Below are 25,779 nucleotides of genomic sequence, written 5' to 3'. Positions count from 1 at the left end.
AATAGCGGTGAATCCAGGGCTGAGAACGTTGACGACGCATAGTATTTTTGACCTCAAAATGTATGTTTCAATTGTGGCGTAAGGTGGGCAATGCCCACCCTGCGAACACTCTATTTCAAAACTCTAGTCGCATTGAAAATAGCTGCTAAAGCCACCCCAACATCCGCAAAAACTGCCTCCCACATTGTAGCTAACCCAAAAGCACCGAAAGCAATAAATATGCCTTTGACTAACATGGCAAAAATGATATTTTGCCAAACAATATTGTGAGTCTTTCGGGCAATCTGAATAGCTTCAGCCACTTTGGACGGTGCATCTGCCATAATCACAACATCGGCAGTTTCGATCGCCGCATCCGAACCCAAACCCCCCATCGCTATGCCCACATCAGCTCTCGCAAGAACGGGTGCATCATTAATTCCGTCCCCCACAAAGACAATTTTATCGCCTTTTTTAGATTGATCGATCAGTTTTTCGATCGCCTCGACTTTTCCTTCGGGTAATAACTCGGCTAAATAGGAATCTAAACCGAGCTTTCTCGCAACACTATCGGCTACAGCTTGATTATCTCCTGTGAGCATCACGATTCGCTCAACACCTAATTTTTTGAGGTCGCGAATAGCCTGTACTGCGTCTTCCTTAAGCTCGTCAGCAATCAAAATATAGCCAGCGTAGCGGTTGTCTACCGCTAAATGCACGACAGTACCTTCAGCATTGCAGAGATCGTGAGGGATATTTTCTCGGTGCAGCAAACGGTCATTTCCCGCCAGCACAATTTGATTATTTAATTTGGCTCGAATGCCGTGTCCCGCTATTTCTTCGTAATCTTTCACATCCGATGAATCTATATTTCCGCCGTAAGCTTCCATAATAGATTTCGCGACTGGGTGATTTGATTGAGATTCTACTTTAGCCGCTATTGTCATCAACTCTGTTTGGGCAAAACCATTTCTAGGCACAATTTGTGCTACTTTAAAAACTCCTTTTGTCAAAGTTCCTGTTTTGTCCAAAACAACTGTCTTGACTGCTGTCAGGGTATCTAAAAAAGTCGAGCCTTTAACCAAAATACCGCGCTTGGCTGCACCGCCAATTCCCCCAAAGTATCCCAGAGGAATGCTAATCACCAATCCGCAAGGACAGGAAATAACTAACAAGACTAGGGCGCGGTAAACCCATAAAAATCTGTCTGCATTAGTTGCTCCTGAAATGAACAAAGGCGGAATTAAAGCTACTGCTAGCGATGCAAATACTACAAACGGCGTGTAGTAACTGGCAAATTTGGTGATGAATTTCTCAGTTTCAGCTTTTTTGCTTCTGGCATTTTCTACTAATTCCAGAATTCGGGAGATTGAAGATTCACCAAAGAGTTTGGTCACTTTGACGGTGAGAACTCCTGTCTGGTTAATTGTTCCTGCTAAAACTGTTTCTCCAGCTTTCACGGTTCGAGGTACTGATTCTCCAGTTAGTGCAGATGTGTCAATTTGAGAATTGCCGTCTATAATTTCACCGTCTAAGGGGATTTTTTCTCCGGGTTTGACGAGGATGATATCGCCGACGGCTACGGTTTCGGGCGAAACTTTTTTGATGTCGCCATTTTCCTTGAGGTTGGCGCTGTCTGGGCGAATTTCTAAAAGCGATCGGATCGATTGACGCGATCGCCCAACGGCAAATTCTTGAAAAAGTTCTCCGATTTTGAAAAACAACATCACCCCGACTGCTTCAGGGAGTTTGTGAATAGCTACAGCCCCGAGTGTTGCTATAGTCATTAAGAAGTTTTCATCAAAAAATCGACCTCGTAGAATGTTGTGACCCGCACTGGTTAAAACATTCCATCCGCTTAAAAGATAGGCTGGGATGAAAACCAGATATTCACCTACAGAATAGGGCGTGTTGTGCAGTTTTTCTTCAAAAATTAAACCGCCAACAAATAGGACAACAACCGATATCACAGGAATCAATTCTTGCTTCAGGTTGAAGTCTCCTTGACCGCGGTTGTGGCTGTGGTCATGGTTATGATTCTCATGACTGAGATCGGGGCGATCGTCGTGACTGCAACTACAGCAGCCGGAATCCGATGCTTTTGGCTTGTTCATGATGTCTCCTAGGTTGAAAGAAATAATTAACTTATGAACACATATTCATACTATATCTCCAAAGCTCAAAATTTGGGAAATTATTGAGTTAAAAGTTGGGCTGCTAGTTAGTTCTAGTTAGCGGTCACAAGTTGCGATCGAGAGTAAGAATTATTATCGTTTTGCTCAGGTTAAGTAAAAATTATTGACTCATATTATTTGCTTGCCTGCGTCACATCCCATTGCTTGGTTTACCATTGCTGCGTTTTTGATGCTTTGACTATCCACGATGGCTTCAGACCGACTCACCACTCGGTTGTGGCTAACTCTAACCTAGGCTCTAAGTCGGTCATTTAGCCTCAGCAAAATTCCGTCTTTACGCTAGGTGCAGAAGTAGCGATGCACGCTCTGCCAAGGTGGGGAATTTCCAAATAAGTCACGCCAAGTACAGCCTTGGGTTAACAGGTAAAATATCGCATTCAGGACATTTCACACCTCAACCTTAGGATGACGATCCCTAGATGTTACAGGTGAAATAAAAGGTTCAATCAACTCCCATTGTTCCAGGGTTAAGTTGCTGGAGTACATTTTACTCATAGCTATCTTCGGTACTGTTTCTATGTCTCGGCGATGAAAAAACTAAAACGAAGCGAGAAACGTTCAAATCGTTGCTGCAAAACCTGTTAAGCGATATTACTACAGCCGTTGTTGCTTCATTCTGTCGCGTTGTGCATCCCGAATAATACTGATTCCACCCCAAACGACTAGGCTTGCGATTCCAAATCCAACAATTAAATCAGGAAAGCGAGAATTAAATAGAGTGACTAGGAAACCTGCGAAGATCACACTAAAATTTGCAATTACATCATTCTGCGTAAATATCCAACTTGCCCGCATATGTACCTCACCCTTACGATGCTTTGAGAGAAGGTACAAACCATAACTGTTAGCAATCAGGGCCAAAAAAGCCATTACCATCATCCATCCTGATTCGGGTGAACTTCCCCAAACAAACCGTCGAATCACATCGACGACAACCATCACAGCTAACGTGATCTGAAAAATACCACTTAGACTCGCTGCACGATTCTTGTGATGCGCCGATTTGCCAACTGCATACAGCGACATCGTGTAAACCGAAGCATCTGCAAACATATCTAATGAGTCTGCAACTAAGGCAGTTGAATCCGCTAAAACTCCTGCCACAATTCCGACGACAAACATTGTGCCATTGATAAGTAACAGAATTCGCAGCGTTTTACGCTCGGCTGCGTTCTTGGCTTCCATGTGACATCCACAGTCTGACATCGTGCGCCTCCTAATTAGCTTGTTGTTATTCGTCCTTTGAGCAGTTGTAGCGGGTACATTCATAAACTCCTTTTGCTACATCAGCCAGTAACTCTTCAACCATTTCCAAAATCTCAGCAACTCGTGCATCGGCGAGTTGATAGCTTGTGTACCGTCCTTGCTGCAGGGTGTTTACCAGACCGCAATCACGGAGACAGCCCAAGTGGTTTGAGGTGTTAGATTGCGATAGCCCGGTTGCTTCAACAATTTCACTCACAGTCATTGCACGCGATCGCAGCACGTCCAAAATCGCCAATCGGGATGGATCGGAAAACCCACGAAAGAGTTTTGCTTTCAAGCGAGTGGACTGGGATTGAGCAGAGACAATCATATGCTTAGTTCCAATACAAAGCTCTTTTGTATCATCATATCAGCAAATAATGATATGTAAACACCTGAAAGCTTATTTATACCCTCACCTGAGCAGCGTCGCCATTCCCACATCCGCTATTGCCCAAGCCGGAGCATCGTTAATCCCATCTCCCAGTATCGCTACAATTTTCCCTGGTGCTTGCAGTGTTTAGATTTGAGCTGCTTTTGGGTCTAGTCCAACTTCAGCAAAAACGCGCTGGATACCAGCAGAAGGGCGACCGACTCAACTCATGCCTTGGAGTTTGACTGTCAGATGATCCATATATGCACTCTGAAATTGGGAATGGGTAATATTCTGCCTTCTGTCTTCAACTGCCAACAGATGCGATCGCTTTCCTAACTTCATTTTCCGGTTTCACAGTTTGAATTGTCACCAACTTCGTCTTGAGATCGGCTTAAACAACGGCGGCTGAGTCAACTGCTTGGACTTCTCTAGTCCACTGGAGTGTCAAGGGGGATTGCGAAATTAATCAGGAATTATGGAAAAAGTGGTTTGACACCCTACCCATAGGGGTAAGGCGCGCACTGTGCACCCTACATAATTAGGTTGTGAGTCCTGTAAATCTTAAATTTGAGTTCGATCGACAGCACAGCAATAATTTTTTACAATTCCCAGTCGAAAATTTCATCCTAATTTCATTTATATGTGGAAAGCTGAAGATAAATAGTCGTTTTAAGCATATAAAATGTATGAAACCAATTTCATTAAAAACCGGCTTTGCAGGGCTGACATTGATCGCCACAGCCGCCCTAACCAGCGGAGTGCTCGCAGCTTGTTCAAAAGCTCCTACAAGCCAAACTCAAGCCCCAAACGTTACGGCTGCAACCGAAGTGAACAACAAGCCAGACGCGGCACAAGGTGGCATGGGTGGCATGAATCATGGCATGGATCACAATATGTCAATGGATTTAGGCCCGGCTGATGCCGAGTACGATTTGCGATTTATTGATGGCATGACACTGCACCATCAAGGTGCAGTAAACATGGCAAAAGAGGTACTAAATAAATCCAAACGCCCGGAAATGAAAAAAATAGCAAATGAGATGATTGCCGCTCAGAACCGCGAAATCAATCAAATGAAAGAGTGGCGAAAAGCTTGGTATGCCAAAGCCAGCAGTACGCCAATGGCTTATCACGCTCCAATGAGTCACACGATGGCAATGACTCCCGAACAAATGCAAAGCATGATGATGAGCATGGATTTAGGGGCCGCTGACGACCAATTTGACTTGCGATTTATCAATGCGATGATTCCCCACCACGAAGGAGCTTTAGTGATGGCCCAAGATGCTTTGAAGAAGTCGAAGCGGCCGGAAATAAACAAATTGTCCCAAGAGATTGTGACTTCGCAAAAGCAAGAAATCGAGCAAATGAAAGAGTGGCGGCAAGCTTGGTACAAACAGTAACACCATATTTCACCCGGATTTCATTTTTATCTGCAAAACTGATCTTTGAGTTCAGATTCTCCCCTACTCAATCATGCAATACTACCCCCGTGTCCGCTCCTCAGCACCGATTGTTCACTTTTCGGGAATACTCCTGACTCTTTTGTTATTCATCGAGTCCACCCCCGCTTTTGCCCACGCTGGCCACGGAGATGAATTTAAGCATAGCGACGAAGCAACTGAAACTCCTACTGCTATTTCTGTCGATGCTGAAACAGCAAAACGATTAGGTATTAAAGTCTCCCCTGCCGCTCGCCAGCGACTAGATATTGGCATCAAAACCACAGGACAAATTGAAACTTTACCCAACGAAAAAGTAGAAGTGACGGCTCCTGTTGCTGGGAAAGTAGTAGAGTTGCTAGTTAAGCCTGGGGACAAAGTATCAAAAGGTCAACCGGTTGCGGTTTTATCGAGTTCAGAATTAGGACAATTGCGGGTTGAATCTCTCTCGAAACGTGCTGAAGCTGAGGCAGATTTGCAGCAAGCACAAGGAGATCTAAAACTAGCACGAGAAAATTACGATCGCCAACTTCAAATATCCGCAGCAGAAATCGCCCAAGCCAAAACCCAATTGACGGCGGTAACTAAGCAGTACCAGCAAGAACAAGAATTAGTAAACAAGCGTTCAGTTGTGCAAGCCGCTCAAGAAAACTATCAGCGCCAAGTTGAAATAGCGCAAGCCGAAATAGCGCGGGCAGAAACTGAACTGACTGTGGCAAAAGAACAGTTCGAGCGCGACAAAGAATTAGTGGCATCAGGAGCGATCGCACGACGCACAATGCTGGAATCGCAAGCGCACTTCGCCGAAGCACAAGCCACTGTTGCTAAGGCAAAAAGCCGTCCTGAAGTTATCCAAGCCCAAACCGAAATTAAACAAGCCGAAGTAGACCTCCCAATGCGGGAATTGCGGGAATCTCAAGGCATGGTTGCAGAAGCAAAAGCTCAACTTACCAGAGCTCAGAGCCGCCGGGAAGTCCTAGAAGCCGAGAACCAACTCAAACGCGGCAAAACTGCCGTCCAAGTTGCTCAGTCGCGCATTCGTTTGGCTGACGCACCCTATCAAGCGCGGCTCCAACAATTAGGAACGGTTGCCAACGATCGAGGACTCGTTACCGTAGTTGCTCCGATTTCGGGGACGGTAGCCGATCGCGAAATCACTCCAGGAGAGTCAGTAAACGCTGAAAAACCGTTGATGAGTCTCTTAAATGACAGCCGCGTTTTTGCCACCGCCAATATCTACGAAAAAGACCTAAATAAAGTAAAACAGGGTCAGGTAGTCAGGGTAAAAGTCGCTAATTTACCCGATCGCATTTTCAATGGAAAAATCGCCTTCATTGGGTCATCCGTCGAAGGAGAAACGCGGGTTGTGCCGGTGAAAGCAGAAATAGATAATATTAACGGCGAATTAAAGCCAGGACTGTTTGCTGAGTTGGAGATTTTAACCGACAAAACTGCCACAAATATTTTAGCAATTCCGAGTGCAGCAATAGTGGAGGTTAGCGGGAAAAAAACCGTTTACGTCCAAAATGGCAATGCTTATCAAGCTGTTGAAATTGAACCCGGTCAAACTGCTGGAGATTTAGTTGAAGTTAAAACCGGTTTATTCGAGGGAGATTTGATAGTAACGCAGCGAGCACCTCAACTTTACGCCCAATCTTTACGGGGCGGCAGCGATAAACACTCAGAAGACGAGGAAAAGAAAGAGGCAACTCCAAAGGCAACAGAGGTTAATTTTAATAATTTACCCGTGTCTTTATGGTGGGCGGGAATAGGGGGAGGAATTGCGATCGCATCCCTAACTTTCACAGCAGGCGTGTTGTTGGGAAATCGGCGCAAATTGCCAGCATTAGCAGCGGATTCAGGAAACCATGCCGCAAATAATGGTTTTTCCGCCTCTGCATCGGCGTTAGACACTGAACTGGTGTTACACAATGACAACCATCACGTTAAAACTCAAGAGGAAGAAGTCAAGAGTTTGAAGTAAACAATTGCGTGGATATAGCAATTTAATGGCCAGAAGTATGTATCTATTAACTCAAAGCTAATAAAATGTTCAGCACTATTCTTAGATGGGTAATAAACCGCCGGTGGCTAGTCGTTGTCGCCACCATTATTGTTAGTCTTTGGACATTTTCTATCATCCCCCAAATGTCGCTCGATGTCTTCCCGCCTTTCGCACCGCCACAGGTAGAAATTCAGACGGAAGCACCGGGGCTCGCGCCGGAAGAAATCGAGTCTTTGGTAACACTGCCGATCGAAAGTGCGATTAACGGAACTCCTGGGGTAACAGCAGTGCGATCGGCTTCTGCTGTGGGCCTTTCTGCCGTTAAGGTAATTTTTGATTGGCAAACTGACATTTATCAAGCGCGCCAGTTGATAACAGAAAGGTTGCAGCTAGCGCAAAGCAAACTCCCGGCTGGGGTAGAAACACCGCAAATCTCTCCGACAACTTCACCTGTCGGTCTGGTGATTACCTATGCTTTTACCTCGGAAACTACTCCTTTGATGGAAGTGCGCCGTCTGGTTGACTGGCAAGTCACAAACCGCCTTTTAGGCGTGACTGGCGTTGCCCAAGTCGTGGCTTATGGCGGCGATCAGAAGCAATATCAAGTATTAGTAGAACCTGCCAAGTTAAAAGCTTTTAATGTGTCGTTGCAGCAAGTTGCCGAAGCGACAGCGGCTGCGAATGTTAACGCGCCAGGGGGGTATTTAATTACGCCGGATCGAGAAACTTTAATCCGGGGGGTGGGGCGGATTGAGTCTGTGGAAGATTTGCAGCAATCTGCGATCGCATCTCGGCAAGGAACAGTCGTCAGAATTGGTGATGTCGCTGATGTCAAGGTTGGTGCTGCTATCAAGCGGGGCGACGGCAGCTTTAACGGCAAAAAAGCTGTGATTGTGATGGTAAACAGACAGCCCGTTGCTGATACTCCAGCGGTAACGAAAGCGGTTGAGGCAGCAATGGCTGAGGTACAGGAAGCTCTACCAAAAGATATTAAAGTTACTGTGACTTTCCGACAGGAAGAATATATTAATTCTTCGGTGGAGAATGTGCGATCGGCTTTAGTTGAAGGCAGCATCATCGTCACCCTTATTCTTATCCCGTTTTTGATGAATTGGCGCACTCTGGCGGTGGTTTTGCTGGATTTCTTTCTGACTTGGCTGTTGGCGCTGCTGGCGATGTATTGGCTGGGGCTGGGATTAAATACGATGACTTTGGGGGGTTTGTCGGTGGCGATCGGCACTGCGATCGACGATGCGATCGTCTATGCGGAAAATACCTACCGCAATTTGAGAGAAAATAAGGCTTCTCTTCATCCTCGCCCGGTAATGGATGTGATTTTTGATGGCAGTCAGGAGGTGCGCGATTCGTTAATTGGAGCGACTGTTATTGGGATTGTGGTGTTTTCGCCAATTTTTACTTTACCCGGTATAGAAGGTCGAGTTTTTACGCCTATGGGGATTACTTATCTGATAGTTGTGGTGATTTCTAGTCTGGAATCGCTGTTAATATCTCCGGCCCTCTGCGCTATCTTGTTGCCTACTAAACGCATGAGATCCGAGGAACCTTGGCTGCCGAGATTTTGCAAGCGCACCTATCTTTTTTTTGTAGAATTGTCAATGCGCTATTCGTGGATTATTTTAGCTTTTGCTGCTGCTAGCATGGTGGCTGCATTAATTATTTTGCCTTCGTTTGGACGGGTGTTTTTGCCTGAGTTTCAGGAGCAAACTTTGGTGAATACTATTCAGCTTTATCCGGGGGTGTCTTTGGAGACAACAGATAGCGCAGCTTTTGCTATTGAAGATGCACTTAAGAATGATAGCAGGTTTGAATACGTGCAAGTGCGATCGGGCAGAGCTCCGGGAGATGCGGATGCTGCGGGAGTCAATTTAGCTCACATTGATATCGGTTTGAGCGAGGAGGGCATGAAAAATAGACCGAAAACTTTGGAGGCGCTGCGGCAGGAATTTGCTAAATTGCCGGGAGTTGCACCAAATATCGGCGGTTTTATTTCTCACCGGATGGATGAGGTTTTATCTGGTGTCAGAAGTCAGATTGCTGTCAAAATCTTTGGCCCGGATTTGGATCAGCTTCGCAGCCTCGGGGCAAAAGTTGAAGAGCAAATGAAAACAGTTGAGGGAATTGTGGATTTGCAACTCGAACCGCAGGTGCCCGTGCAACAAATTCAAATTAAGTTTAACCGCCAAGCAGCGGGTAGATACGGTTTGAAAATCGGAGAGCTTTCTGAAATAATTGAGACAGCTTTAAACGGCAAAGTTGTTTCTCAAGTTTTAGAAGTTCAGCAAACTTTTGATTTAGTTGTTTGGTTGCAGCCTGAAGCCCGAAATAACTTAGAAACTATTCAGAATTTGTTGGTTGATACTCCAAGCGGTAATAAAATTCCCCTCGCCCAAGTTGCTACTGTCAAATACGGTACTGGCCCCAATACGATTAACCGCGAGAATGTTTCTCGCTTGATTGTGGCGGCCGCTAATGCTAAAGGTAGGGATTTGCGATCGGTTGTGAATGAAATTCAAGCTAAAGTCAAACAAGAGGTGGAGTTGCCTTTTGGCTATTTTATCCAGTACGGCGGTCAATTTGAAGCCGAGCAAAGAGCTTCGCAAAATATTATGATATTTAGTGCGATCTCTTTTCTTGTAATTACAGTATTGATGTACTTGTCCGTCAAGTCAATTCCTTCAACTGCGATGATTATGATTAATTTACCCCTCGGATTAGTGGGAGGAGTAATCGCGGTAGCTTTAACTGGTGGCATCATCTCTGTAGCTTCCCTGGTTGGCTTTGTTACATTATTTGGCGTTGCCACCCGCAACGGCTTGCTTTTAGTAGACAACTACAACACTAAATTTGCCGAGGGAATGCCTTTTAAGGAAGCAATTATTAAAGGATCGATGGAACGGCTCAATGCTATTTTGATGACCGCTTCAACTTCAGCTTTAGGTTTAGCACCTTTAGCATTAGAAGGCGGCGCGGGAAAAGAAATCCTGCAACCGTTGTCAGTAGTAGTTTTAGGCGGATTGTTTACTTCTACAGCATTAACGCTTCTGGTGTTACCCGCGTTGTACGCCAAGTTTGGTAGATTCTTAGTGCCTAAACAAACACCGCCAGTTTCTGACAACGGAAAGGTAGTTCAAGCTGTTTTTGAAAAGTGATTTTCGCGGTATATTGCTCCGATTTTCTTATTCGTTTAGGTTCCAAAAAAATAATGTGAAGAAAATACTAATTAATGCGGTTGCATTGACTCTGGTTAGTACAGTTTTAATGGCTCCTAGCTATGCAAGTTTCGAGACAGATGAGAGTAGGCTTTCCAATGTAGACGGAGACGTGTACTCTTCCCCTACTCGCTGGCGGCTTGTCAAACAAACTTTCGTATTACACTTTCCTGAAAACAGCAACCCTGTTACCCAGATAATTATTGCCATTCCACCCACTGTCGGTGTGAGTAATGATATTGAGGTGCTGGAACACAAGGGTGGGAAAATTAGCATCAATGTTTCTGTCAATGGCAGAAACATTATATTAGACTTCGTGGAACCCGTCGCTCCTGGCAGCAGGATTGATATTAATTTCAACAAAGTTAAACAACCCATTCTCGATTCTACTTCTGTGTACCGATTTTCAGCTAAAGTCATTGGTAGTGATACAGAGATTCCCATAGGTGTAGCTGAGTTTCGCACAGATTAATTAATCTAAAGATTGCCATTAATTCTTAGGGGAGTATGCAAGATAAAGATGATGTAAAATTTGTTAGAATTACTAATCATTGAATGCAACGAGTAAAGCACATGAATTTATTCAAATCAGGCTTGATTGTTCTAGGAAGTGTGGGTCTGTTTTTCTTGGGAGCTTGTGGGAACAGCAACCAAGCCGCCAATTCCGATGCTAGTTCTACTGGTGCACAGCCTGCCGAGTCCGCGTCGTCCGATGGAGCAGCAAAAAAAGAACCCTCTACCCATGCCGGCGCGTCTCACAAAGGCGCTCAAGTTGTCGAGTCAGATCCCTATCACTTAGAGTTTGTCTCTGAGAAAGAAGATAATGGAACTCGTTTAGATTTCCATCTTCTAAAAGAAGACAATAACGAAGAAATCTCTAATGCTAAAGTAACGGCTCAAATTCAGCTACCTGATGGTAGTCAAAAGACACTTCCCATGACCTATGGAGCTCAAGAAAAAAGCTACACGGCTTTGCTTCCTGGAAAGGCAGCGGGTCAGTATCAGGTGAAAATTACTTCGGATATTGGCGGGAAAAAAGTAGACGGTCGCTTTAGTTTTAATCAGTAAATTTTCCCTGTTGGGTAGGGCAAGAGAAACAAGCTTCAAGGGTAGCGATCGTGTCTCACAATCACAGTCACGGAGGACACGGACACGACCACGGAGGTGGTAATTACAACCGTGCCTTTGCCATCAGCATCGCACTCAACACGGGGTTTGTCATCATTGAGCCAGTTTATGGCATTCTTGCCAATTCCCATTGCCCTACTTGCCGATGCAGGTCACAATTTGAGTGATGTTTTAGGTCTGCTACTGGCTTGGGGAGCAACGATCCTGGCCCGTCGGCGACCGACAGCACGCCGCACCTATGGGCTGCGTCGTTCTTCCATTTTGGCGGCTCTGTTGAACGCTATTTTTCTGCTGGTAGCTTCAGGGGCGATCGCTTGGGAAGCTATTCAACGCTTTTCAGAACCCAGCTCAGTATCAGGCGGTACAATTATTGGCGTTGCAGCCGTAGGCAGCGCTATTAATACGGGAAGTGCCTTAATGTTTATGGCCGATCGTCATAATGACTTGAACATCAAAGGCGCATTCCTCCACCTGATTGCTGATGCAGCGGTATCTTTGGGTGCGGTGCTGGCTGGCATCGCTATTGTGGCAACGGGCTGGCTTTGGTTTGACCCTGTTGTGAGCTTGATTATTGTTGTTGTTATTGTTTTAGGGACTTGGCAATTGTTCCAAGAATCCCTCAACTTAATAACAGATGCCGTACCAGCAAGCATTGAACCCCTTGCAGTCCGCACTTATTTAGCTGAACTCCCTGGCGTAGCTGGTGTTCACGACCTTCATATTTGGGCAATGAGTACAACTGAGACAGCCCTCACAGCTCACTTGGTAATGCCTACAGCTTATCCCGGCGATGCTTTTTTAGTGCAGGTAAATCGAGAGCTGCACGACCTTTTTGGTATTGAACACACTACGCTCCAAGTAGAAACTGGCGATCCGAGTTATCCTTGTCCTCTTGCTCAAGAAAATGTTGTGTTGTGAGTATAAAAAATATCTTGATATACACTATTCTCGATACTGTCGCATCGCACCCTCGGCAGTAGCAACTTACCACAACATGAATGAATAGTTTCTTTTGAAAATCTGATTTCTGGATAAATGTGCTTGAACGGTCAAAAATTTCATCCTGATTTCATCTCAATATGTCAATTTAGATAATAACAGAGTCGTTTACTAAGGATTCTGAGGCTTGATTAACGAAATCGGTTGTCATACAGGAGTAAAATAATGAAAAGGCTAATCTGTTCGGCTGTAGCTTTAGCTCTCACAGTTCCGATTGCTGCTGACTATGCCGGTGCCAGCATAGGATCTAGTCCTCATATTGATGGAGCTGTACAATTTCCTCAAACTCGGTCGAGGATTGTTCGGCATACGATTAGGTTGCACATTCCTCAAGGCCGTAGCCCTCTTTCTCATCTGATTATTGATGTTCCAAAGGGGTTAATAGTCAGCAACAATATCACTTTAACAGACGATGTGAAAGGAAAAATTAATGCTGATTTTTCTATTTTAGACAACCAAATTGTAGTGAAAATCTCTCAACCAGTTGCGTCAGAAGCGAAGCTTAAACTTGTTTTAAACGATGTAAGAATAAGAGGTGTTTCTAACGTTTGGCTATACCGAATTTCTACTAAATTTGTTGGCGTTAATAGAGAAATTCCTATTGGTGTAGCTCAATTTCGTGTCTATTGAGGCGCGGGAAAGGAAATTTTGCAACCTTTGTCAGTAGTAGTTTTAGGAGGATTGTTTACTTCTACTGCCTTGACTCTGTTAGTTTTGCCAGCTTTGTATGCTAAAATTGGGAAAATTTTACGACCTCAACAACCTCAGCCACTTATTCAAGACGGCAAGGTAGTTAAAGCTGAAATAGCGAACTGATCAACCCTCCTTCACTCCCTCAATCAAAGTGCAAAGTTCCTCGCTATCGGGATTGTCTGAAGTTCGATTTGTCCAAAGTTTTTTATAAGCTTCCAACTCAGCTTTGAACGCACTCATGCGCTGAATTTCCTGCTCAAAGAAATCTATTTTGCGACTTAATAAGTCTTGCACTAGCGGACAAGCTGTTATTCCTTGACGGCGAGAGGCCAAAATTTGCTGAATTTCTTGAAGAGAAAAGTTGAGTCTTTGGGCTTTCTTGATAAATTGCACTTTTCTGGCAGCATCGGCTGTGTAATAACGATAACCGCTACTGTTGCGTAAGGCAGGTTCCAGTAACCCTAGGCTTTCATAGTATCGCAGGGTGCCTACAGTAACACCAGTTTGCTTGGCTAGTTCTCCTATTTTTAGTAGCTGCTGTTCTAGGGATTCTGTTTCAAATTTGGTCATAGTAGTTCTAGGTAAATTGGAACCCTATCATTATAGCGGGAGCCAGTTTCGCTTTTTTGTGCTGGTTATACTCACCCAATTTTGGCTGATAAAATATTTTATTTTGTCAAAAATTTTAGTGACTCAAAAAGCAGCAGTAACTCTGTTTTGAGTTACTGCTGCTGTCGGATATTCTCTTGCTTATCCCTGCAAATATAAAAACCACTTATACCTGCGCTCTTTCCTATAAATTTTTAAATTAATGAACCTGACTTATTTCACCCCAATTTCATTCTGGCGTTGCAAGCTTGTAATTAGGCAAAGATGCCCTCTGGCTAATTGATGAGCATAATCTCGCGCTCAAATGCTGAAATTTCTCGCAGGCAAGGAAGATAGATGACCATGACTAACTACCGTGTATTTTGAAGGATCTAAATCAATGATTGAACTTCTACAAACAGCGCTGAAATCATCCCTAGCTGGCGATATCACCCAGGCAATTGGACAGGTTCCCATTGTTCGTCTCAATCGCTTGAGCGAACTCTGTCAGCATCACGAATTTTATCTCAAATTAGAATCCTGTAATCCCGGTGGCAGCATTAAAGAGAAAAATGCTGTATGTCTGATTCAACACGCAGAACGTACCAGATTACTCGCCCCCGGCGGCACAATTGTTGAATCTAGTTCGGGTAATTTCGGCATTGGTTTAGCAATGATTGGTGCAGCGCGAGGCTATCGCGTGATGATTGTCATCGATGCTAAAACACCGCCCCCGATTCGGCGAATGCTGGCTGCCTATGGAGCAGAATTGGTAGATGTCCCCCTGAGTGCGGCCGATGCCAATGGATCGATGCAAGTTGCGAGGATGAAAAAAGCCAAAGAACTCGCCGAAACCATTCCTGGTGCCTGGTATCCTTGCCAGCACCGCAATCCCGAAAACCCAACTGCCCACGAGCAATTTACTGCTCGCGAAATCGAACAGGCTTTTCCCGTCGCACCAGATGTTATTGTTATTGGGATTAGTACGGCGGGACAATTGGCAGGAATTAGCCGATATTTTAAACAGCGCCATCCCCAAACTCGAATTGTCGGCGTAGATGTGGCAGGTTCGGCTATTTTTGGCACGCCGTCTCACCCCTATAAAATGACAGGATTAGGGTTATCTTTTGTACCGCCCAATTTTGATCCAATGGTACTGGATGCAGCGTATTCTGTGAACGATCGCATTGCCTTTTCTGTTTGTCATGCCCTGGCACGTCGAGAAGGCTTGTTGTTAGGAGCATCCACAGGCGCTATCGTTGCCGCTGCCCTGGCTTACAGCCAGCAGCATCCCCATCCTCAACGCATGGTACTGTTGAACCCGGATCGGGGCGATCGCTATCTCGAAACAGTCTACAATCCAGAATGGCTGTCCGAGCAAGGGATTGAAATCTTAGAACAAAAAGCCCTCACCGCTACAATTAACGCCCTTCAAAGCGTCCCTCTTACCCTCGTGCAACAGCAACAACCTTCATAAACAATGACCTTAAAGGCTTCTCAAAGTCCGTCTAAAATCGGTCTGCTAGATTTATGGCGGCAATTTATTCCCCTCTCCCTCAGCGATGTGGCAATGGCTTTTGGCGATCCGATGATGACGGCTGCCCTAGCTCATTTACCCGATGCACGGGTGAATTTGGCAGCCGTAGGCATTGCCAAAGCCCTTGCGGTCTTTTTTGAAAGTCCGATTATTATGATTCTGCACGCCTCGAATGCGCTTGCACCGAATGGGCGATCGCGTCGCGCCTTGTGGCGATTTACGCTTTTAGCAGGCGGCGGACTGAGTGCGTTACTGTTGCTGCTGACGCTGCCGTTTATTTTCGCCACGCTGGGAGGGACGCTGTTAGGAATTCCACCCCAATTGCGGCAGACAGTGCAGAGTGTGTTGACGTTAATGTTTCTGTGGCCTTTGGCGATCGCGTGGCGGCGTTATTTTCAAGGATTGCTCATCCACACAGGTCATTCTCAGGCGGTTGCCAAAGCTAGCATGGTTCGTTTGTTAATTGTAGCCCTAACGTTATGGGGCGGATTTATGTTGAAAATGTCAGGCGCACTGCTGGCGGGGACTGCTTTAATCGCGGGGGTTCTCTCAGAGGCGCTGGTTGTAACCATTGCGGCGCACCGGCTAGGAGCCACTCGTCTGCCTCGACCAATTGATTCTGAGTTAAAGCTACCCACCAATCTCAAAAGTGTGTGGAATTTCTACTGGCCTTTAGGCTCTTCAATGCTAGTAGTCTGGGGCGGACGTGCTGTCCTGGTGGGAATTATTGCCCGCGCCCAAGACGCTAATATTGCATTGGCGGCTTGGCCTGCGGCTTGGGGATTGGTTTTGGTGATTGCCAATGCGACTCGCATGGTGCAGCAGGTGATTATCAAAAATCGAGATCAAGTGAGCGATCGCCAATTAATTGCATTTGCCCTCAGTGTGGGTGGATTTTGTTCGCTACTGTTGTTTTTAGGTAGTACAACGCCATTTGGGTTGCAGGTTGTGCAAAGTTTTATCGGCAACGATGAAGCCCTGGTTGAGAGTATCCGTCCCGTATTGCTGTTGTGCGCGTTTGTACCCCTTCTGGTGGCGGTGCAAAATGCTACTCAAGGTTTTTTGGTCGGGGCAGGTCAAACCAAAGGTCTGAATTATGCAACTTGGATTGGCACGACTATATTGCTTTTAGTTGCGTTCGGTGCAGTTCAGCTTGGGGCATCGGGTGCAATTGCGGCTGCGAGCGCGATGATTATTTCTTTAACAATAGAAGTATCCTGTCTCGCGTTCAATTTACGCAAACAATTATAGCAACCGCCAAGGCTGTGCCGGACGCAAGGCGTAAGACATCCTCGATCGCATGGAGTAAACCATCAAAATTTTGAGAGATCGCTAATCAGTATTTACTTCTTGGCATCATCATTATTTTCCCCATCGCCATCGCTTTAGTTGTCGATTACAGTTGGCGGGGTTGTCACCCCGCCAGGGTGTTATACTATCTCAGCACTTACTTGTGTGCACACTATATGTAGTGTGCACACAAGCAAGATCGCACTATTCGAGAAGCAGGGTAAAAGAGCAATTAGAAAACTAGCTACCAGATTTGATGTGAGTAAGTATAATTGTTGAACGACTTTTTAGTAGCTGCTGTTCTAAGGATTCTGTTCCAAATTTTTTCATAGCAGTTTTAGGCAAGTTTGAACCCAATCATTATAGTGATAGCCACTTTCAGTTTTGTGTAGTGGTTATAGTCATCCAATTTTTCGATAATATACTCTATATTGTCAAGAATAATATTGGAGAAAAAAGCAGCAGTCACTCAAAATTGAGATCGTGCTGCTGTCGGATATTTTCTTGCTTATCCGGCGAAAAATTGGCGATGGAATCTACACGCAGTGGAAAAATAAGGATTATTTATCGCAATTAGCTTGAGGGCAGTCAGGAGTAGGAGTAGTACAGGGGCCGGCGGCAAAGACAACCGCGGCTGTACCTGCTGTCAGGAGAACTGCCGTCAAAGCTGCAAGAGTGAAGCGTTTAGTCTGAGTTGCTTTAATCATGAATTTTTACCTGGGAATCTAGGATCGAAAAGTTTCTTTGGGAAACTATATATAGCATAAACCCTCAAGTAGGCTATAGAGTCAAGGGGGGGGAAGATTAAAAATGATAAAAATATTGAATTTCCGATGTCACAATCCGAATACCTGTATGAAAGTCTGAAGATTTCATCCTGATTTCATTTTTGGGTGTCATATTCTAATCATTGTACCCAAAAAGTAAATCGAATGAAAGCGCTCAAGTCAAGCTTAGTTATTCTAGGCAGTGTCGGATTGCTGTTTTTGGGAGCTTGCAGCAAAAGCGACCAAGGAACCGGCCCAAACAGCAGCCCAACATCCGCTCCTGTTGCCTCTCAACCTAATACTTCCAGTCCGGCCGCTTCTCCTGCAGCATCCGCTAAAACAGGACCTCTCAAACCATCTAAAGGAGGTCAAGTTGTCGAGTCTGGACCTTACCACCTAGAACTTTTAACTCTGAAAGAGGATACCGGAACTCACTTAGATCTTTATTTGCAAAAAGGTGATACCCACGAACCGATTCCTAATGCAAAAGTGACGGCACAAGTGCAGTCTCCCAATGGAGAGCAGCAAACGCTGGACTTCAAATACGATGCTGATGGCAAACATTACGCCGTTGTATTTCCAGGCAAAGATGCAGGAAATTATCCAGTGAAGGTGACTGCGGATATTAACGGAGAAAAAGTTGACGGTCGTTTTACCTTCAGTCAATAGAATGCAAGTTTTATTACAATTGATCGGAAATCCCCTAAAATGATTTAAACAGAGGAGAAGCACCATAGCTTTCTCGCAAAATGAATAGTCTAAATTACCAAGATTATCCGGTTGAGCGACGAATAGAAGGAATAATCATTTGGTTGGATGTCCTAGCATTAATGAAAGTCAATGCTCGGAAATTTATAAGAGTACAAAATCCCTAATCTAAGGAAGAAAGACCATGAAAACAGTAAAGTCAGGTTTAATTGTTCTGGGTACTGTGGGGCTAATATTTTGGGGAGTTGGAAGTAACAACAGCCAAGCTGCTACTTCAGCCAACAGTTCTGCCGTCTCGTCTTCAAAACCCATTGCAAGAACAGAGATAGCCGCCGCTCAAAACAAAGGCGGTCAAGTCGTTGAATCAGGGCCCTATCATCTAGAGTTAGTTGTCGGGAAAGAAGCCACTCAAACTCACCTGGATTTCTATTTGCAAAAAGGCGACAACCACCAGGCAATACCTAATGCGAAGATAACCGGTCAAATTCAGATGCCCGATCGCACTCAAAAGACTGTTACCTTCACTTATGACCAGAAAGACCAGCACTATACAGCTTTGCTGCCTGGAAAAGTTGTCGGTCAGTATCAGATGAAGATTAGTGCTGATATTAACGGTCAAAAGGTAGACGGTCGATTCACCTTCACTCGGTAGACTTTTTAGTAGGTTGAAGCTGCTGCTGACTGGTTGACGGGTTACTGGCGGGCTGTTTGTTGTCGTGACCAACTAATGCCCGCCAACTTCCGTTTAAAAAGAAGAAAGCAGCCATAGGCACAAGGCAACACGCCAGCATTGCTATCCCCATACCCATCCATAGGAGAATTGGGTTTTTTAATTTTTGCTGGCTCATTTTTATAAGTTTCATTCTGTCATTTTCACAGTAGGGTAATTCTGCCATTTTATGATAGCATACCGGATTGCTGTTAGAGAATGAGCTATTTACCTGGACTATAAGTCGCATCAATATTAAAAATTTCATCCTGATTTCATTTAGGAATGTAAACCTTAAGTTGATCGCGGTTAAACGCTGTCTAATCAGAATGTAACGTTTCTGGTGTTGCACCCGCCAAGCAGTAGGGATACGTCACTGCCCGCAGGTGTCAACTTAAGACTGAAACCCTTGACAGATATCGTTTGCAGCCGAGTGTGGCTACCATCACTACCCTGTTTTTACAATGCAAAAAGCATCTACTAGGTTTGCTGAATTCGATTTAATCAGAGCTTTGGCGATCGTCAGTGTTGTGATTATTCATGCTGGTTTTTTGTCATTACCCGATCGCAGAATTCTATTTATTTCGATCGATACACTCCAGCTTTTCTGCGTACCTGCATTTTTACTGATCAGCGGTTTTTTTCTTACCAACAAGCTTGACAATCAAAATAATCCGACGCTGATATTAAAGAAAAGGCTGTCAAGAATTATACCGCCCTATCTTTTTTGGTCGGTAGCCTTCTACATTTTAAATAATTTGGGCAACCTCAAACGATTTGATTTACTTGGATTAGTTAGAGATGTGCTGACAGGTTCTGTGATGCCCCCCTATTACTTTATAGTTGTGATTGTTCAATGCTATTTGTGGTGGTGGATTCTAGTTAAATTAAGATTCTTAGAGCCTCGAAAAGTTTTGGCTTTGGGTTTCACCATTCAAATAGTTTTTACCATAGTCTTTTACTTAGCTGCTTTCAAATACTTACCTTCCCTACCTATACCGCTGATAGAGCGCTGGATTTTTAGTTGGATTTTGCCGTTTTCCACTGGTTTAGTTCTTGGCAGTTGTTATGACAACATTCAAAGATACCTTCAGCGCCAAAAAATGCTTATTTTAGCAGCAACTATCTTGTTCTATCTAGCAAGTATTTGGGAATTTTACCTACTCAGTGAAGTGAATTCGGATGCCTGGTTTGCCCGATCGTTTTTTAAACTATCTACTCAAGGATACGCAATTTTGTTCGTACTGTCGATATTGGCATTTTCTAAAAGCATCAGACTTCCCAGTAACCTATCGAAATTAGTCAAAATATTGGCGGCTTACTCCTTTCCTATATACCTGCTAGATGTGATGGTAGTAAACTATGTTAATTTAGCGTCTTATAAATTTATGTATTCTCCCGATCCCCTGCTCAAGCTCGGAGTTTTAGTGACGGTAGATTTGCTAGTTTGTTTTGGGATTATTTACCTGTTGCAAAAACTTTTACCCAAGAATTACAGTCAGTACATTCTGGGAATTTAATCTGGATTTACGCAACATCCGTGGGGGCGAGGCGATCGAAAATGGGGAAATGGGTTTAACATTTAGTTCCAATATTCAATAAATTAATTATGAAACTCCAAAACATTGTAGGAACCAATAAGAAAGTGGATGTAAAGGCGATCGCTGCCGATAAAGAGCTAACTCGCCAAATCCAAATTCGTCTCATCGACTTAGGTTTGCTAGACCCTCCAGCCAACGGCATCTTTAGTCCAGTCTCTACTGCGGCTCTCAATCGATTTCACAAGCTGATTCAGTGCACTGATGAACCAGGATTTATCGGAGCAAAAACAGCCGAGAAACTTATTGAAGCCAAGCCATCGGATCTCAAATTTCCACCTCCTGTCCTCAAGATAGTTAATGAGACAGTTCTCAAGGCTAGACCTATCTATGCGTTAAATTTATCAGATGCAGAGAAACAAAAAATTGAAACGGGGAAAGTATTGGAGCTTGTCTCTTATGAAATGGTTCGCGATCACATCCGAGTAGCTTTGCGAAAAGATTCCTTTAAAAATTCTCAAATCTGGTATGTCTATAGGTCGCACGTCCAAATTTTACAAGAAGGAAAGGTAATTTATCCAAAAACTAAGCCTAAGAGCTTTCAACTTGCTAATTTTCCTTACAAGTACCAACTGGATAATTACTATAATCCGACTGGTGCTTGCAATGTCACATCAATGGCAATGTGCTTGCAGTTCCTCAACAAACCGCGCCGGGACAAGATCGGTCAATTTGAGGACGAACTCTACCAATATGCACTCAACAAAGGTTACAGTCGCTGGAACCCCTACGACTTAGCAAAAATTGTCAGAGAGTATGGTGCTCAAGATACCTTTAAAGAGAATGCGACATTTGAGGAAGTTAAAGATTGGTTAGTAGATGGAAACCCAACGGTCATACATGGCTATTTTACTCCTTTCGGTCATATTCTGCCCGTAGTTGGATATGACGAAACTGGCTTGATTGTTCACGATCCTTATGGAGAATGGTTTGCTAGCGGGTATGACAACAACGCCACTGGAGCCTATCTTCATTATTCCTATGACTTAATTCGTCGCGTTTGTATGGCAGATGGAAATTTCTGGGTTCATTTCATTTCCAAGTAAGAGAGTAAAGCGCTTGTTTGCGATTAAAATTCACCTCTCACTGGTTCATATTTCATCTTGATTTCATTATTAGCTGTCAATCTAGTTAATAAGAAGCTGACTCTTCAAATATGAATGTTGAAGTAGGTTGGCATACTGTACTTAAATCCCTGGAGAGTCAAGACTATGAGAACACTCATTTACGGTGGCGTATTTGCTCTGTCAGCCGCAGTTTTAGTTCCTGCTGTCCATGCGAGTACCAGAACAGGTGCCGAGAATTTTCCTCACATTGATAGTTCAGTACAATTTCCAGAAACTAAGGCAAGAATTGTCAGGCATACTTTCCGGCTGCACATTCCTCAAGGAAGTAGGGCTATTTCTCAATTAAAAATTAGCGTTCCTGCCGGGTTAACTGTCAGGGATGATATCAGTATATCTGACGATTCAGGTCAAAAAATTGACACTAAGGTTTCTGTCAACAGCAATCAAGTTATACTAACCTTCTCCCAACCTGTATCTGCCGAAACCACAATCAAAATTGCCCTGAATAAAGTAATAACTTCAGGAGTTTCTAGCGCTTGGATGTACCAGGTTGCTGCTAAATCCGTTGGCGACGATGCAGACATACCCCTCGGTATGGCGCGGGTTCGCAGCTATCAATAAAAAAATCAGGTGTTACGGCCGATATTTCATCCTGGTTTCATTCATACCTATCAAACTAAGAAATAAGCAGTTAGTTTTCAAGGAGTGCAGTCATGAAAAAAATAATTAGCATTGGTGCAGTATTTGCCTTAATTCTTGCCTCTTCTATCTCCGCAGCAAAAGCAACAGGAATACCGGGAGATTCCCAATCTCCTCACATTGTCGGAGGCCGTTCCTATCCTGACTACCCAACTTGGAGAGCCTTCCACGATTTTGACGTTCACGTTGAGGGAGAAGCCATTTCAGAACTGTCAATTCAGTTGCCATCACTGCGAATCAAGGGTATTGAAGTAAGCAGTCAATCCGGTGAAAAGATTGATGCAACAACTTCTGTTAAAGGTGGAAAAGCAACCGTAGTTTTCTCCAAACCTGTAGTTGCCGGAACTGTGCTGACAATTTCTGTGCTTGAGGTTGAGGCTTCAATCTACCCGAGTAATTATATCTACCGCGTTTATGCCAAGAAAGTGGGTCAGAGTTCAGACATAAAAGTTGGTACGGCTAATATTCAAACTCTCCCGCGTTGGTAAATGCTTGTGAAGGTTGAGTCTTTAAACGACTGACATCTTACCTGGATTTATTTCAGGGCTTTTAAACCAATTAATGCCAAGTCCATTGAGTTAATTATTTGAGGAACATCGCCATGAAAAAGTTACTTTACGCTGCTGCATTCACCTTTGTGCTAGCATTTAATGCCCCGACTACTCTTGCAGGAGGAGCCATGCGAAATGCTAATGTTTCTCACCTCGTACACAGCGGCGCCCATCCCAATAACGCTCGCTTTCAGGCTGCTACCCATCATTTTGAAGTTCACGTTCAGGGAAGAGCTCTTTCAGCACTCACAATTGATTTGCCGGAAGATGTGAAAATGCGTAGCGGCATTGACGTAACAAATCAATCTGGTCAAAAAATCGAGTCTCAAGTTTCTGTTAATAACCGAAAAGCGACAGTGGTTTTCTCCCAACCTGTTTCTTCTGACACCACCATATCAATTGATATGCGGGGCATTCACACTCCAGGTTACAGTCACAATTGGAGGTACGCAATCGCTGGCAAAATGGTGGGAATAAACGCAGACATACCACTCGGTACAGTTTTAATTCAAACCTACTAAATGTAGCTGGTCTTTAAGGATTTTAAATTGCAAGTAACTTGAATAAATTAGAGAAAGTTGCAATTTAAAATCTGCTATTTGTCATTCAAAGGCGAAAATTGGGGAACTTTAGGCGCTGCTATCTGTTTGCTAATCAAGTTTTAAAGGGATTTACTGCTATAAATTATAGTTATGAGAGTTTTGCTAGTTGAAGATGAGCCAGATTTAGGAAAAGCGATCGATCGCACTTTGAAGCAAGAAAAATATATCGTTGACTGGGCCCAGGATGGCTGTGAAGCTTGGGAATACTTAGAAAGTCATTGGACTCAATATAACTTGGCTATTTTTGACTGGTTGCTTCCAGGATTTTCAGGGTTGGAACTGCTGCGAAGATTGCGCGCAAAAAATAGCGTATTGCCAGTCTTGATGCTGACAGCAAAAGACCGAATGGAAGATAAAGTGGCTGGACTCGATGCGGGGGCTGATGATTATTTAGTGAAGCCGTTCGGGATGGCGGAACTGTTAGCAAGATTGCGGGCTTTGCAAAGGCGATCGCCCCAAATTCAACCGCAACAGCTACAGGTAGGAAATCTCGTTCTCGACTGCGGAAATCGCACTGCTTGTCATCTCGAACGCAACGGTAAAAACCAGATAATTTCGCTGACCAACAAAGAATTTCAACTGTTAGAATATTTTATGAAACATCCGAACCAAATTGTCACCACCGACCAAATTCGGAATCAGCTATGGGAGGTTAGTGCAGATACCTTTAGCAATGTCGTAGCAGCTCAAGTGCGCTTGCTGCGGCGCAAACTTGAGTCGGTTGGCGGCGCGAATTTAATTGAAACTGTACACGGCGTAGGATACCGGATGAGAAATTAAAGTAGGGTGGGCATTGTTCAGAACCCCTTTTATTTACCAACAGTCCTGGACGCAGCTATTGTGTCTGTCATGAGTCAAACGCAACGCAGTGTAGTGAAGCCTCTGTGAGATTCTTCGGTACACTCAGAATGACAGAATTACGTTGAAATGCGTAAGTCCTGACCAATTACCTATTAAGAATTACCAATTACCAAGTTATGAAAAATGAATCAAAATAAACTATTTAACCGGACTCGCTGGAAATTAGCCATTTCCTATGCAGCAGTAATGGGTTTGATTTTAAGCTTGTTGGGATTTGGCGTATATAGGGCGATCGCCCACGCTCACTGGGTAGCCATAGACCGGGAATTAGAATTGGTAGCTGGGACGCTACACGACAGCCTAGAACTCAAATTGCAGCAGCCCGGACGCTTGGAGCCTATAGTAAACGAATTTTTGCCCAACCTCCGCCTAACTGGAGTTAAAGGCATTAAAGAACAGTTGCCAAGCCGCCATATTTTAAGCGCTATCAACCAAGGCTATTACTATATTCGTTTATTTGATTATTCCGGGAAATTGATTGCTACAGCAGGCGCTTCTCCAGAAGAATTATCACCACAATTTAACTCCAAATACTGGCAAACAATAACTGACACCAAAGGCAATGTTTATCACCAAATTTCTGTAGTGTTACACACCAAAACACAGCAAAAATGGGGATATATTCAAGTGGGGCGGAGCCTGCAAGACTTCAATGATTATCTCAATACAGTGAAATTGGTTTTGAAATTAGGATTGCCTACAGCATTGATTTTGGTCGGCTTTTCTAGTTGGTTATTGGCAGGATTGGCAATGAAACCGATTTATGCTTCCTACCGACAAATTCAACAGTTTACAGCGGATGCCGCTCACGAATTACGAACGCCTTTAGCTGCTTCGCAGGCGACAGTAGAATCAGCGCTGTTGACGTCTCAATTGGATGAAAAAGAGGCGCGGGAAACTTTGCGGACGATCGATCGCCAAAACCGACGACTAACTCAGTTAGTGGCTGATTTGCTGCTGCTGGCTCGCATGGATAATCAACCGATACCCTATCGCCCTCAATTGTGTTGTTTGAATGACCTGGTTAGCGATTTAGTCGAGGAATTGGCAGCAATGGCGCTCGCAAGAGAGGTAGCGCTAACATCGGAATTGCGGGTGCATCAGCCATTGACTATTATCGGTGATTCTAACCAGCTTTACCGCTTAGTTTCTAATTTAATTGTCAATGCCATTCAATACACTTCACCTGGTGGCAAAGTAAATGTTATTTTAGAGAAAAGTGACCATTTAGTTGTGATTCATGTTCAAGATACAGGGTGTGGGATTGCAGCAGAAGATCAAAGGCAAATTTTTGACCGTTTCTATCGAGTTAACAGTTCACGCGATCGCGTTACTGGCGGATCGGGATTGGGGTTGGCGATAGCGCAAGCTATAGCCTTAGCACATCGCGGTAGCCTGACTGTGCAGAGCAAATTGGGTACGGGTAGCATTTTCACACTGCGATTTCGAGAAAGAAATGCGACGTTGGTGAATGATGCCATGAATCATTGAGGAATCGGCACATCCTAGA

26 protein-coding genes and 1 pseudogene are annotated in these 25,779 nt (G+C 44.2%); 19 read left to right on the top strand and 8 right to left on the bottom strand.

Annotation, left to right across the window (positions count from 1 at the left end; translation table 11 throughout):
• Nucleotides 1-110 precede the first annotated feature (110 nt).
• The 5 genes from QUB39_RS09715 to QUB39_RS09700 all read right to left on the bottom strand — a co-directional run bounded on the left by QUB39_RS09715 (nucleotide 111) and on the right by QUB39_RS09700 (nucleotide 4,137).
• Nucleotides 111-2,093, bottom strand: coding sequence for a heavy metal translocating P-type ATPase (locus tag QUB39_RS09715; RefSeq protein ID WP_333176535.1), 1,983 nt, complete (start codon nucleotides 2,091-2,093; stop codon nucleotides 111-113).
• A 360-nt stretch (nucleotides 2,094-2,453) separates the two neighbouring features.
• Nucleotides 2,454-2,546 carry a hypothetical protein gene (locus QUB39_RS30550; protein WP_445251763.1) on the bottom strand — a complete coding sequence of 31 codons (93 nt, stop codon included), beginning with the start codon at nucleotides 2,544-2,546 and terminating at the stop codon, nucleotides 2,454-2,456.
• A gap of 222 nt (nucleotides 2,547-2,768) precedes the next feature.
• Nucleotides 2,769-3,380 carry a cation transporter gene (locus QUB39_RS09710; protein ID WP_333373152.1) on the bottom strand — a complete coding sequence of 204 codons (612 nt, stop codon included), beginning with the start codon at nucleotides 3,378-3,380 and terminating at the stop codon, nucleotides 2,769-2,771.
• A 25-nt stretch (nucleotides 3,381-3,405) separates the two neighbouring features.
• Nucleotides 3,406-3,750: a metalloregulator ArsR/SmtB family transcription factor gene (locus tag QUB39_RS09705; protein WP_333260972.1), complete on the bottom strand. Its 345-nt coding sequence runs from the start codon at nucleotides 3,748-3,750 to the stop codon at nucleotides 3,406-3,408.
• Between the two features lie 264 nt (nucleotides 3,751-4,014).
• A complete protein-coding gene (locus tag QUB39_RS09700) occupies nucleotides 4,015-4,137 on the bottom strand; it encodes a hypothetical protein (protein ID WP_333176545.1) in 123 nt (40 codons plus the stop codon).
• A gap of 344 nt (nucleotides 4,138-4,481) precedes the next feature.
• Here QUB39_RS09700 and QUB39_RS09695 point away from each other — a divergent pair, with 344 nt between their 5' ends.
• From QUB39_RS09695 to QUB39_RS09660, 8 genes and pseudogenes are all read left to right on the top strand, one after another.
• A complete protein-coding gene (locus tag QUB39_RS09695) occupies nucleotides 4,482-5,198 on the top strand; it encodes a DUF305 domain-containing protein (protein ID WP_333176548.1) in 717 nt (238 codons plus the stop codon).
• A 73-nt stretch (nucleotides 5,199-5,271) separates the two neighbouring features.
• On the top strand, nucleotides 5,272-7,221 hold the full coding sequence (locus QUB39_RS09690) for an efflux RND transporter periplasmic adaptor subunit (RefSeq protein WP_333260975.1): 1,950 nt from the start codon (nucleotides 5,272-5,274) through the stop codon (nucleotides 7,219-7,221).
• 65 nt (nucleotides 7,222-7,286) lie between these two features.
• Nucleotides 7,287-10,412 (top strand): efflux RND transporter permease subunit, encoded by a 3,126-nt coding sequence (locus QUB39_RS09685; protein ID WP_333176553.1) that lies wholly within the window; start codon nucleotides 7,287-7,289, stop codon nucleotides 10,410-10,412.
• Nucleotides 10,413-10,467: 55 nt separating this feature from the next.
• Nucleotides 10,468-10,944 carry a DUF2808 domain-containing protein gene (locus tag QUB39_RS09680; protein WP_333176556.1) on the top strand — a complete coding sequence of 159 codons (477 nt, stop codon included), beginning with the start codon at nucleotides 10,468-10,470 and terminating at the stop codon, nucleotides 10,942-10,944.
• A 101-nt stretch (nucleotides 10,945-11,045) separates the two neighbouring features.
• Entirely contained in the window at nucleotides 11,046-11,540 is a 495-nt protein-coding gene (locus QUB39_RS09675; protein WP_333176559.1) for a hypothetical protein, read from the top strand.
• Between the two features lie 96 nt (nucleotides 11,541-11,636).
• A complete protein-coding gene (locus QUB39_RS09670) occupies nucleotides 11,637-12,518 on the top strand; it encodes a cation diffusion facilitator family transporter (RefSeq protein ID WP_333260978.1) in 882 nt (293 codons plus the stop codon).
• Nucleotides 12,519-12,764: 246 nt separating this feature from the next.
• On the top strand, nucleotides 12,765-13,229 hold the full coding sequence (locus tag QUB39_RS09665; RefSeq protein ID WP_333176565.1) for a hypothetical protein: 465 nt from the start codon (nucleotides 12,765-12,767) through the stop codon (nucleotides 13,227-13,229).
• Nucleotides 13,230-13,415: pseudogene (locus tag QUB39_RS09660) on the top strand (efflux RND transporter permease subunit); the annotation flags it as partial. It lies immediately after the preceding gene.
• Here QUB39_RS09660 and QUB39_RS09655 read toward each other — a convergent pair.
• The gene (locus QUB39_RS09655; protein WP_333260981.1) at nucleotides 13,416-13,862 is read right to left on the bottom strand and encodes a heavy metal-responsive transcriptional regulator; all 447 of its coding nucleotides are present in this window, start codon (nucleotides 13,860-13,862) and stop codon (nucleotides 13,416-13,418) included.
• A gap of 418 nt (nucleotides 13,863-14,280) precedes the next feature.
• Between QUB39_RS09655 and QUB39_RS09650 the strand changes: the two genes are divergently transcribed.
• Both QUB39_RS09650 and QUB39_RS09645 read left to right on the top strand, forming a co-directional pair.
• The gene (locus QUB39_RS09650; RefSeq protein WP_333260984.1) at nucleotides 14,281-15,357 is read left to right on the top strand and encodes a cysteine synthase family protein; all 1,077 of its coding nucleotides are present in this window, start codon (nucleotides 14,281-14,283) and stop codon (nucleotides 15,355-15,357) included.
• Between the two features lie 3 nt (nucleotides 15,358-15,360).
• Entirely contained in the window at nucleotides 15,361-16,668 is a 1,308-nt protein-coding gene (locus QUB39_RS09645; RefSeq protein WP_333176572.1) for a hypothetical protein, read from the top strand.
• A gap of 599 nt (nucleotides 16,669-17,267) precedes the next feature.
• Here QUB39_RS09645 and QUB39_RS09640 read toward each other — a convergent pair.
• Nucleotides 17,268-17,414: a hypothetical protein gene (locus tag QUB39_RS09640; protein ID WP_015211800.1), complete on the bottom strand. Its 147-nt coding sequence runs from the start codon at nucleotides 17,412-17,414 to the stop codon at nucleotides 17,268-17,270.
• Nucleotides 17,415-17,639: 225 nt separating this feature from the next.
• Here QUB39_RS09640 and QUB39_RS09635 point away from each other — a divergent pair, with 225 nt between their 5' ends.
• Both QUB39_RS09635 and QUB39_RS09630 read left to right on the top strand, forming a co-directional pair.
• Entirely contained in the window at nucleotides 17,640-18,143 is a 504-nt protein-coding gene (locus QUB39_RS09635; protein ID WP_333176574.1) for a hypothetical protein, read from the top strand.
• 223 nt (nucleotides 18,144-18,366) lie between these two features.
• Nucleotides 18,367-18,834, top strand: a complete 468-nt coding sequence (locus tag QUB39_RS09630) for a hypothetical protein (protein WP_333176575.1) — start codon at nucleotides 18,367-18,369, stop codon at nucleotides 18,832-18,834.
• Here QUB39_RS09630 and QUB39_RS09625 read toward each other — a convergent pair.
• Entirely contained in the window at nucleotides 18,824-19,045 is a 222-nt protein-coding gene (locus QUB39_RS09625; RefSeq protein ID WP_333176577.1) for a hypothetical protein, read from the bottom strand. The two genes, QUB39_RS09630 and QUB39_RS09625, sit on opposite strands and share 11 nt — an antisense overlap.
• Nucleotides 19,046-19,355: 310 nt before the next feature.
• Here QUB39_RS09625 and QUB39_RS09620 point away from each other — a divergent pair, with 310 nt between their 5' ends.
• The 7 genes from QUB39_RS09620 to rppB all read left to right on the top strand — a co-directional run bounded on the left by QUB39_RS09620 (nucleotide 19,356) and on the right by rppB (nucleotide 25,760).
• The gene (locus tag QUB39_RS09620; protein ID WP_333176580.1) at nucleotides 19,356-20,411 is read left to right on the top strand and encodes an acyltransferase; all 1,056 of its coding nucleotides are present in this window, start codon (nucleotides 19,356-19,358) and stop codon (nucleotides 20,409-20,411) included.
• An 89-nt stretch (nucleotides 20,412-20,500) separates the two neighbouring features.
• The gene (locus QUB39_RS09615) at nucleotides 20,501-21,535 is read left to right on the top strand and encodes a C39 family peptidase (RefSeq protein ID WP_333176583.1); all 1,035 of its coding nucleotides are present in this window, start codon (nucleotides 20,501-20,503) and stop codon (nucleotides 21,533-21,535) included.
• Nucleotides 21,536-21,700: 165 nt separating this feature from the next.
• Nucleotides 21,701-22,177, top strand: coding sequence for a DUF2808 domain-containing protein (locus QUB39_RS09610; RefSeq protein WP_333224268.1), 477 nt, complete (start codon nucleotides 21,701-21,703; stop codon nucleotides 22,175-22,177).
• A gap of 92 nt (nucleotides 22,178-22,269) precedes the next feature.
• Complete coding sequence (locus QUB39_RS09605; protein WP_333224269.1) at nucleotides 22,270-22,743, top strand: hypothetical protein; 474 nt, start codon at nucleotides 22,270-22,272, stop codon at nucleotides 22,741-22,743.
• Nucleotides 22,744-22,856: 113 nt separating this feature from the next.
• Nucleotides 22,857-23,327, top strand: a complete 471-nt coding sequence (locus QUB39_RS09600; protein WP_333224270.1) for a DUF2808 domain-containing protein — start codon at nucleotides 22,857-22,859, stop codon at nucleotides 23,325-23,327.
• A 171-nt stretch (nucleotides 23,328-23,498) separates the two neighbouring features.
• Nucleotides 23,499-24,188 carry a two-component system response regulator RppA gene (rppA, locus tag QUB39_RS09595; protein WP_333176594.1) on the top strand — a complete coding sequence of 230 codons (690 nt, stop codon included), beginning with the start codon at nucleotides 23,499-23,501 and terminating at the stop codon, nucleotides 24,186-24,188.
• A gap of 204 nt (nucleotides 24,189-24,392) precedes the next feature.
• Nucleotides 24,393-25,760 (top strand): two-component system sensor histidine kinase RppB, encoded by a 1,368-nt coding sequence (gene rppB / locus QUB39_RS09590; RefSeq protein ID WP_333260988.1) that lies wholly within the window; start codon nucleotides 24,393-24,395, stop codon nucleotides 25,758-25,760.
• Nucleotides 25,761-25,779 lie beyond the last annotated feature (19 nt).

The sequence above is a fragment of the Microcoleus sp. AT8-B5 genome, from assembly GCF_036705565.1.
Classification (GTDB): Bacteria; Cyanobacteriota; Cyanobacteriia; order Cyanobacteriales; family Microcoleaceae; genus Microcoleus.
This window is presented reverse-complemented; position numbering and strand designations above follow the sequence as displayed.

Coding starts and splice junctions, on each gene's coding strand:
- QUB39_RS09715 (WP_333176535.1), bottom strand. CDS start 2,093: ATGAACAAGCCAAAAGCATCGGATTCCGGCTGCTGTAGTTGCAGTCAC.
- QUB39_RS09615 (WP_333176583.1), top strand. CDS start 20,501: ATGAAACTCCAAAACATTGTAGGAACCAATAAGAAAGTGGATGTAAAG.
- QUB39_RS09620 (WP_333176580.1), top strand. CDS start 19,356: ATGCAAAAAGCATCTACTAGGTTTGCTGAATTCGATTTAATCAGAGCT.
- QUB39_RS09695 (WP_333176548.1), top strand. CDS start 4,482: ATGAAACCAATTTCATTAAAAACCGGCTTTGCAGGGCTGACATTGATC.
- QUB39_RS09640 (WP_015211800.1), bottom strand. CDS start 17,414: ATGATTAAAGCAACTCAGACTAAACGCTTCACTCTTGCAGCTTTGACG.
- QUB39_RS09700 (WP_333176545.1), bottom strand. CDS start 4,137: ATGAAGTTAGGAAAGCGATCGCATCTGTTGGCAGTTGAAGACAGAAGG.
- QUB39_RS09600 (WP_333224270.1), top strand. CDS start 22,857: ATGAAAAAGTTACTTTACGCTGCTGCATTCACCTTTGTGCTAGCATTT.
- QUB39_RS09665 (WP_333176565.1), top strand. CDS start 12,765: ATGAAAAGGCTAATCTGTTCGGCTGTAGCTTTAGCTCTCACAGTTCCG.
- QUB39_RS09635 (WP_333176574.1), top strand. CDS start 17,640: ATGAAAGCGCTCAAGTCAAGCTTAGTTATTCTAGGCAGTGTCGGATTG.
- QUB39_RS09645 (WP_333176572.1), top strand. CDS start 15,361: ATGACCTTAAAGGCTTCTCAAAGTCCGTCTAAAATCGGTCTGCTAGAT.
- rppA (WP_333176594.1), top strand. CDS start 23,499: ATGAGAGTTTTGCTAGTTGAAGATGAGCCAGATTTAGGAAAAGCGATC.
- QUB39_RS09605 (WP_333224269.1), top strand. CDS start 22,270: ATGAAAAAAATAATTAGCATTGGTGCAGTATTTGCCTTAATTCTTGCC.
- QUB39_RS09710 (WP_333373152.1), bottom strand. CDS start 3,380: ATGTCAGACTGTGGATGTCACATGGAAGCCAAGAACGCAGCCGAGCGT.
- QUB39_RS09650 (WP_333260984.1), top strand. CDS start 14,281: ATGATTGAACTTCTACAAACAGCGCTGAAATCATCCCTAGCTGGCGAT.
- QUB39_RS09610 (WP_333224268.1), top strand. CDS start 21,701: ATGAGAACACTCATTTACGGTGGCGTATTTGCTCTGTCAGCCGCAGTT.
- QUB39_RS09685 (WP_333176553.1), top strand. CDS start 7,287: ATGTTCAGCACTATTCTTAGATGGGTAATAAACCGCCGGTGGCTAGTC.
- QUB39_RS09675 (WP_333176559.1), top strand. CDS start 11,046: ATGAATTTATTCAAATCAGGCTTGATTGTTCTAGGAAGTGTGGGTCTG.
- QUB39_RS09690 (WP_333260975.1), top strand. CDS start 5,272: ATGCAATACTACCCCCGTGTCCGCTCCTCAGCACCGATTGTTCACTTT.
- QUB39_RS09625 (WP_333176577.1), bottom strand. CDS start 19,045: ATGAAACTTATAAAAATGAGCCAGCAAAAATTAAAAAACCCAATTCTC.
- QUB39_RS09655 (WP_333260981.1), bottom strand. CDS start 13,862: ATGACCAAATTTGAAACAGAATCCCTAGAACAGCAGCTACTAAAAATA.
- QUB39_RS09705 (WP_333260972.1), bottom strand. CDS start 3,750: ATGATTGTCTCTGCTCAATCCCAGTCCACTCGCTTGAAAGCAAAACTC.
- rppB (WP_333260988.1), top strand. CDS start 24,393: ATGAATCAAAATAAACTATTTAACCGGACTCGCTGGAAATTAGCCATT.
- QUB39_RS09630 (WP_333176575.1), top strand. CDS start 18,367: ATGAAAACAGTAAAGTCAGGTTTAATTGTTCTGGGTACTGTGGGGCTA.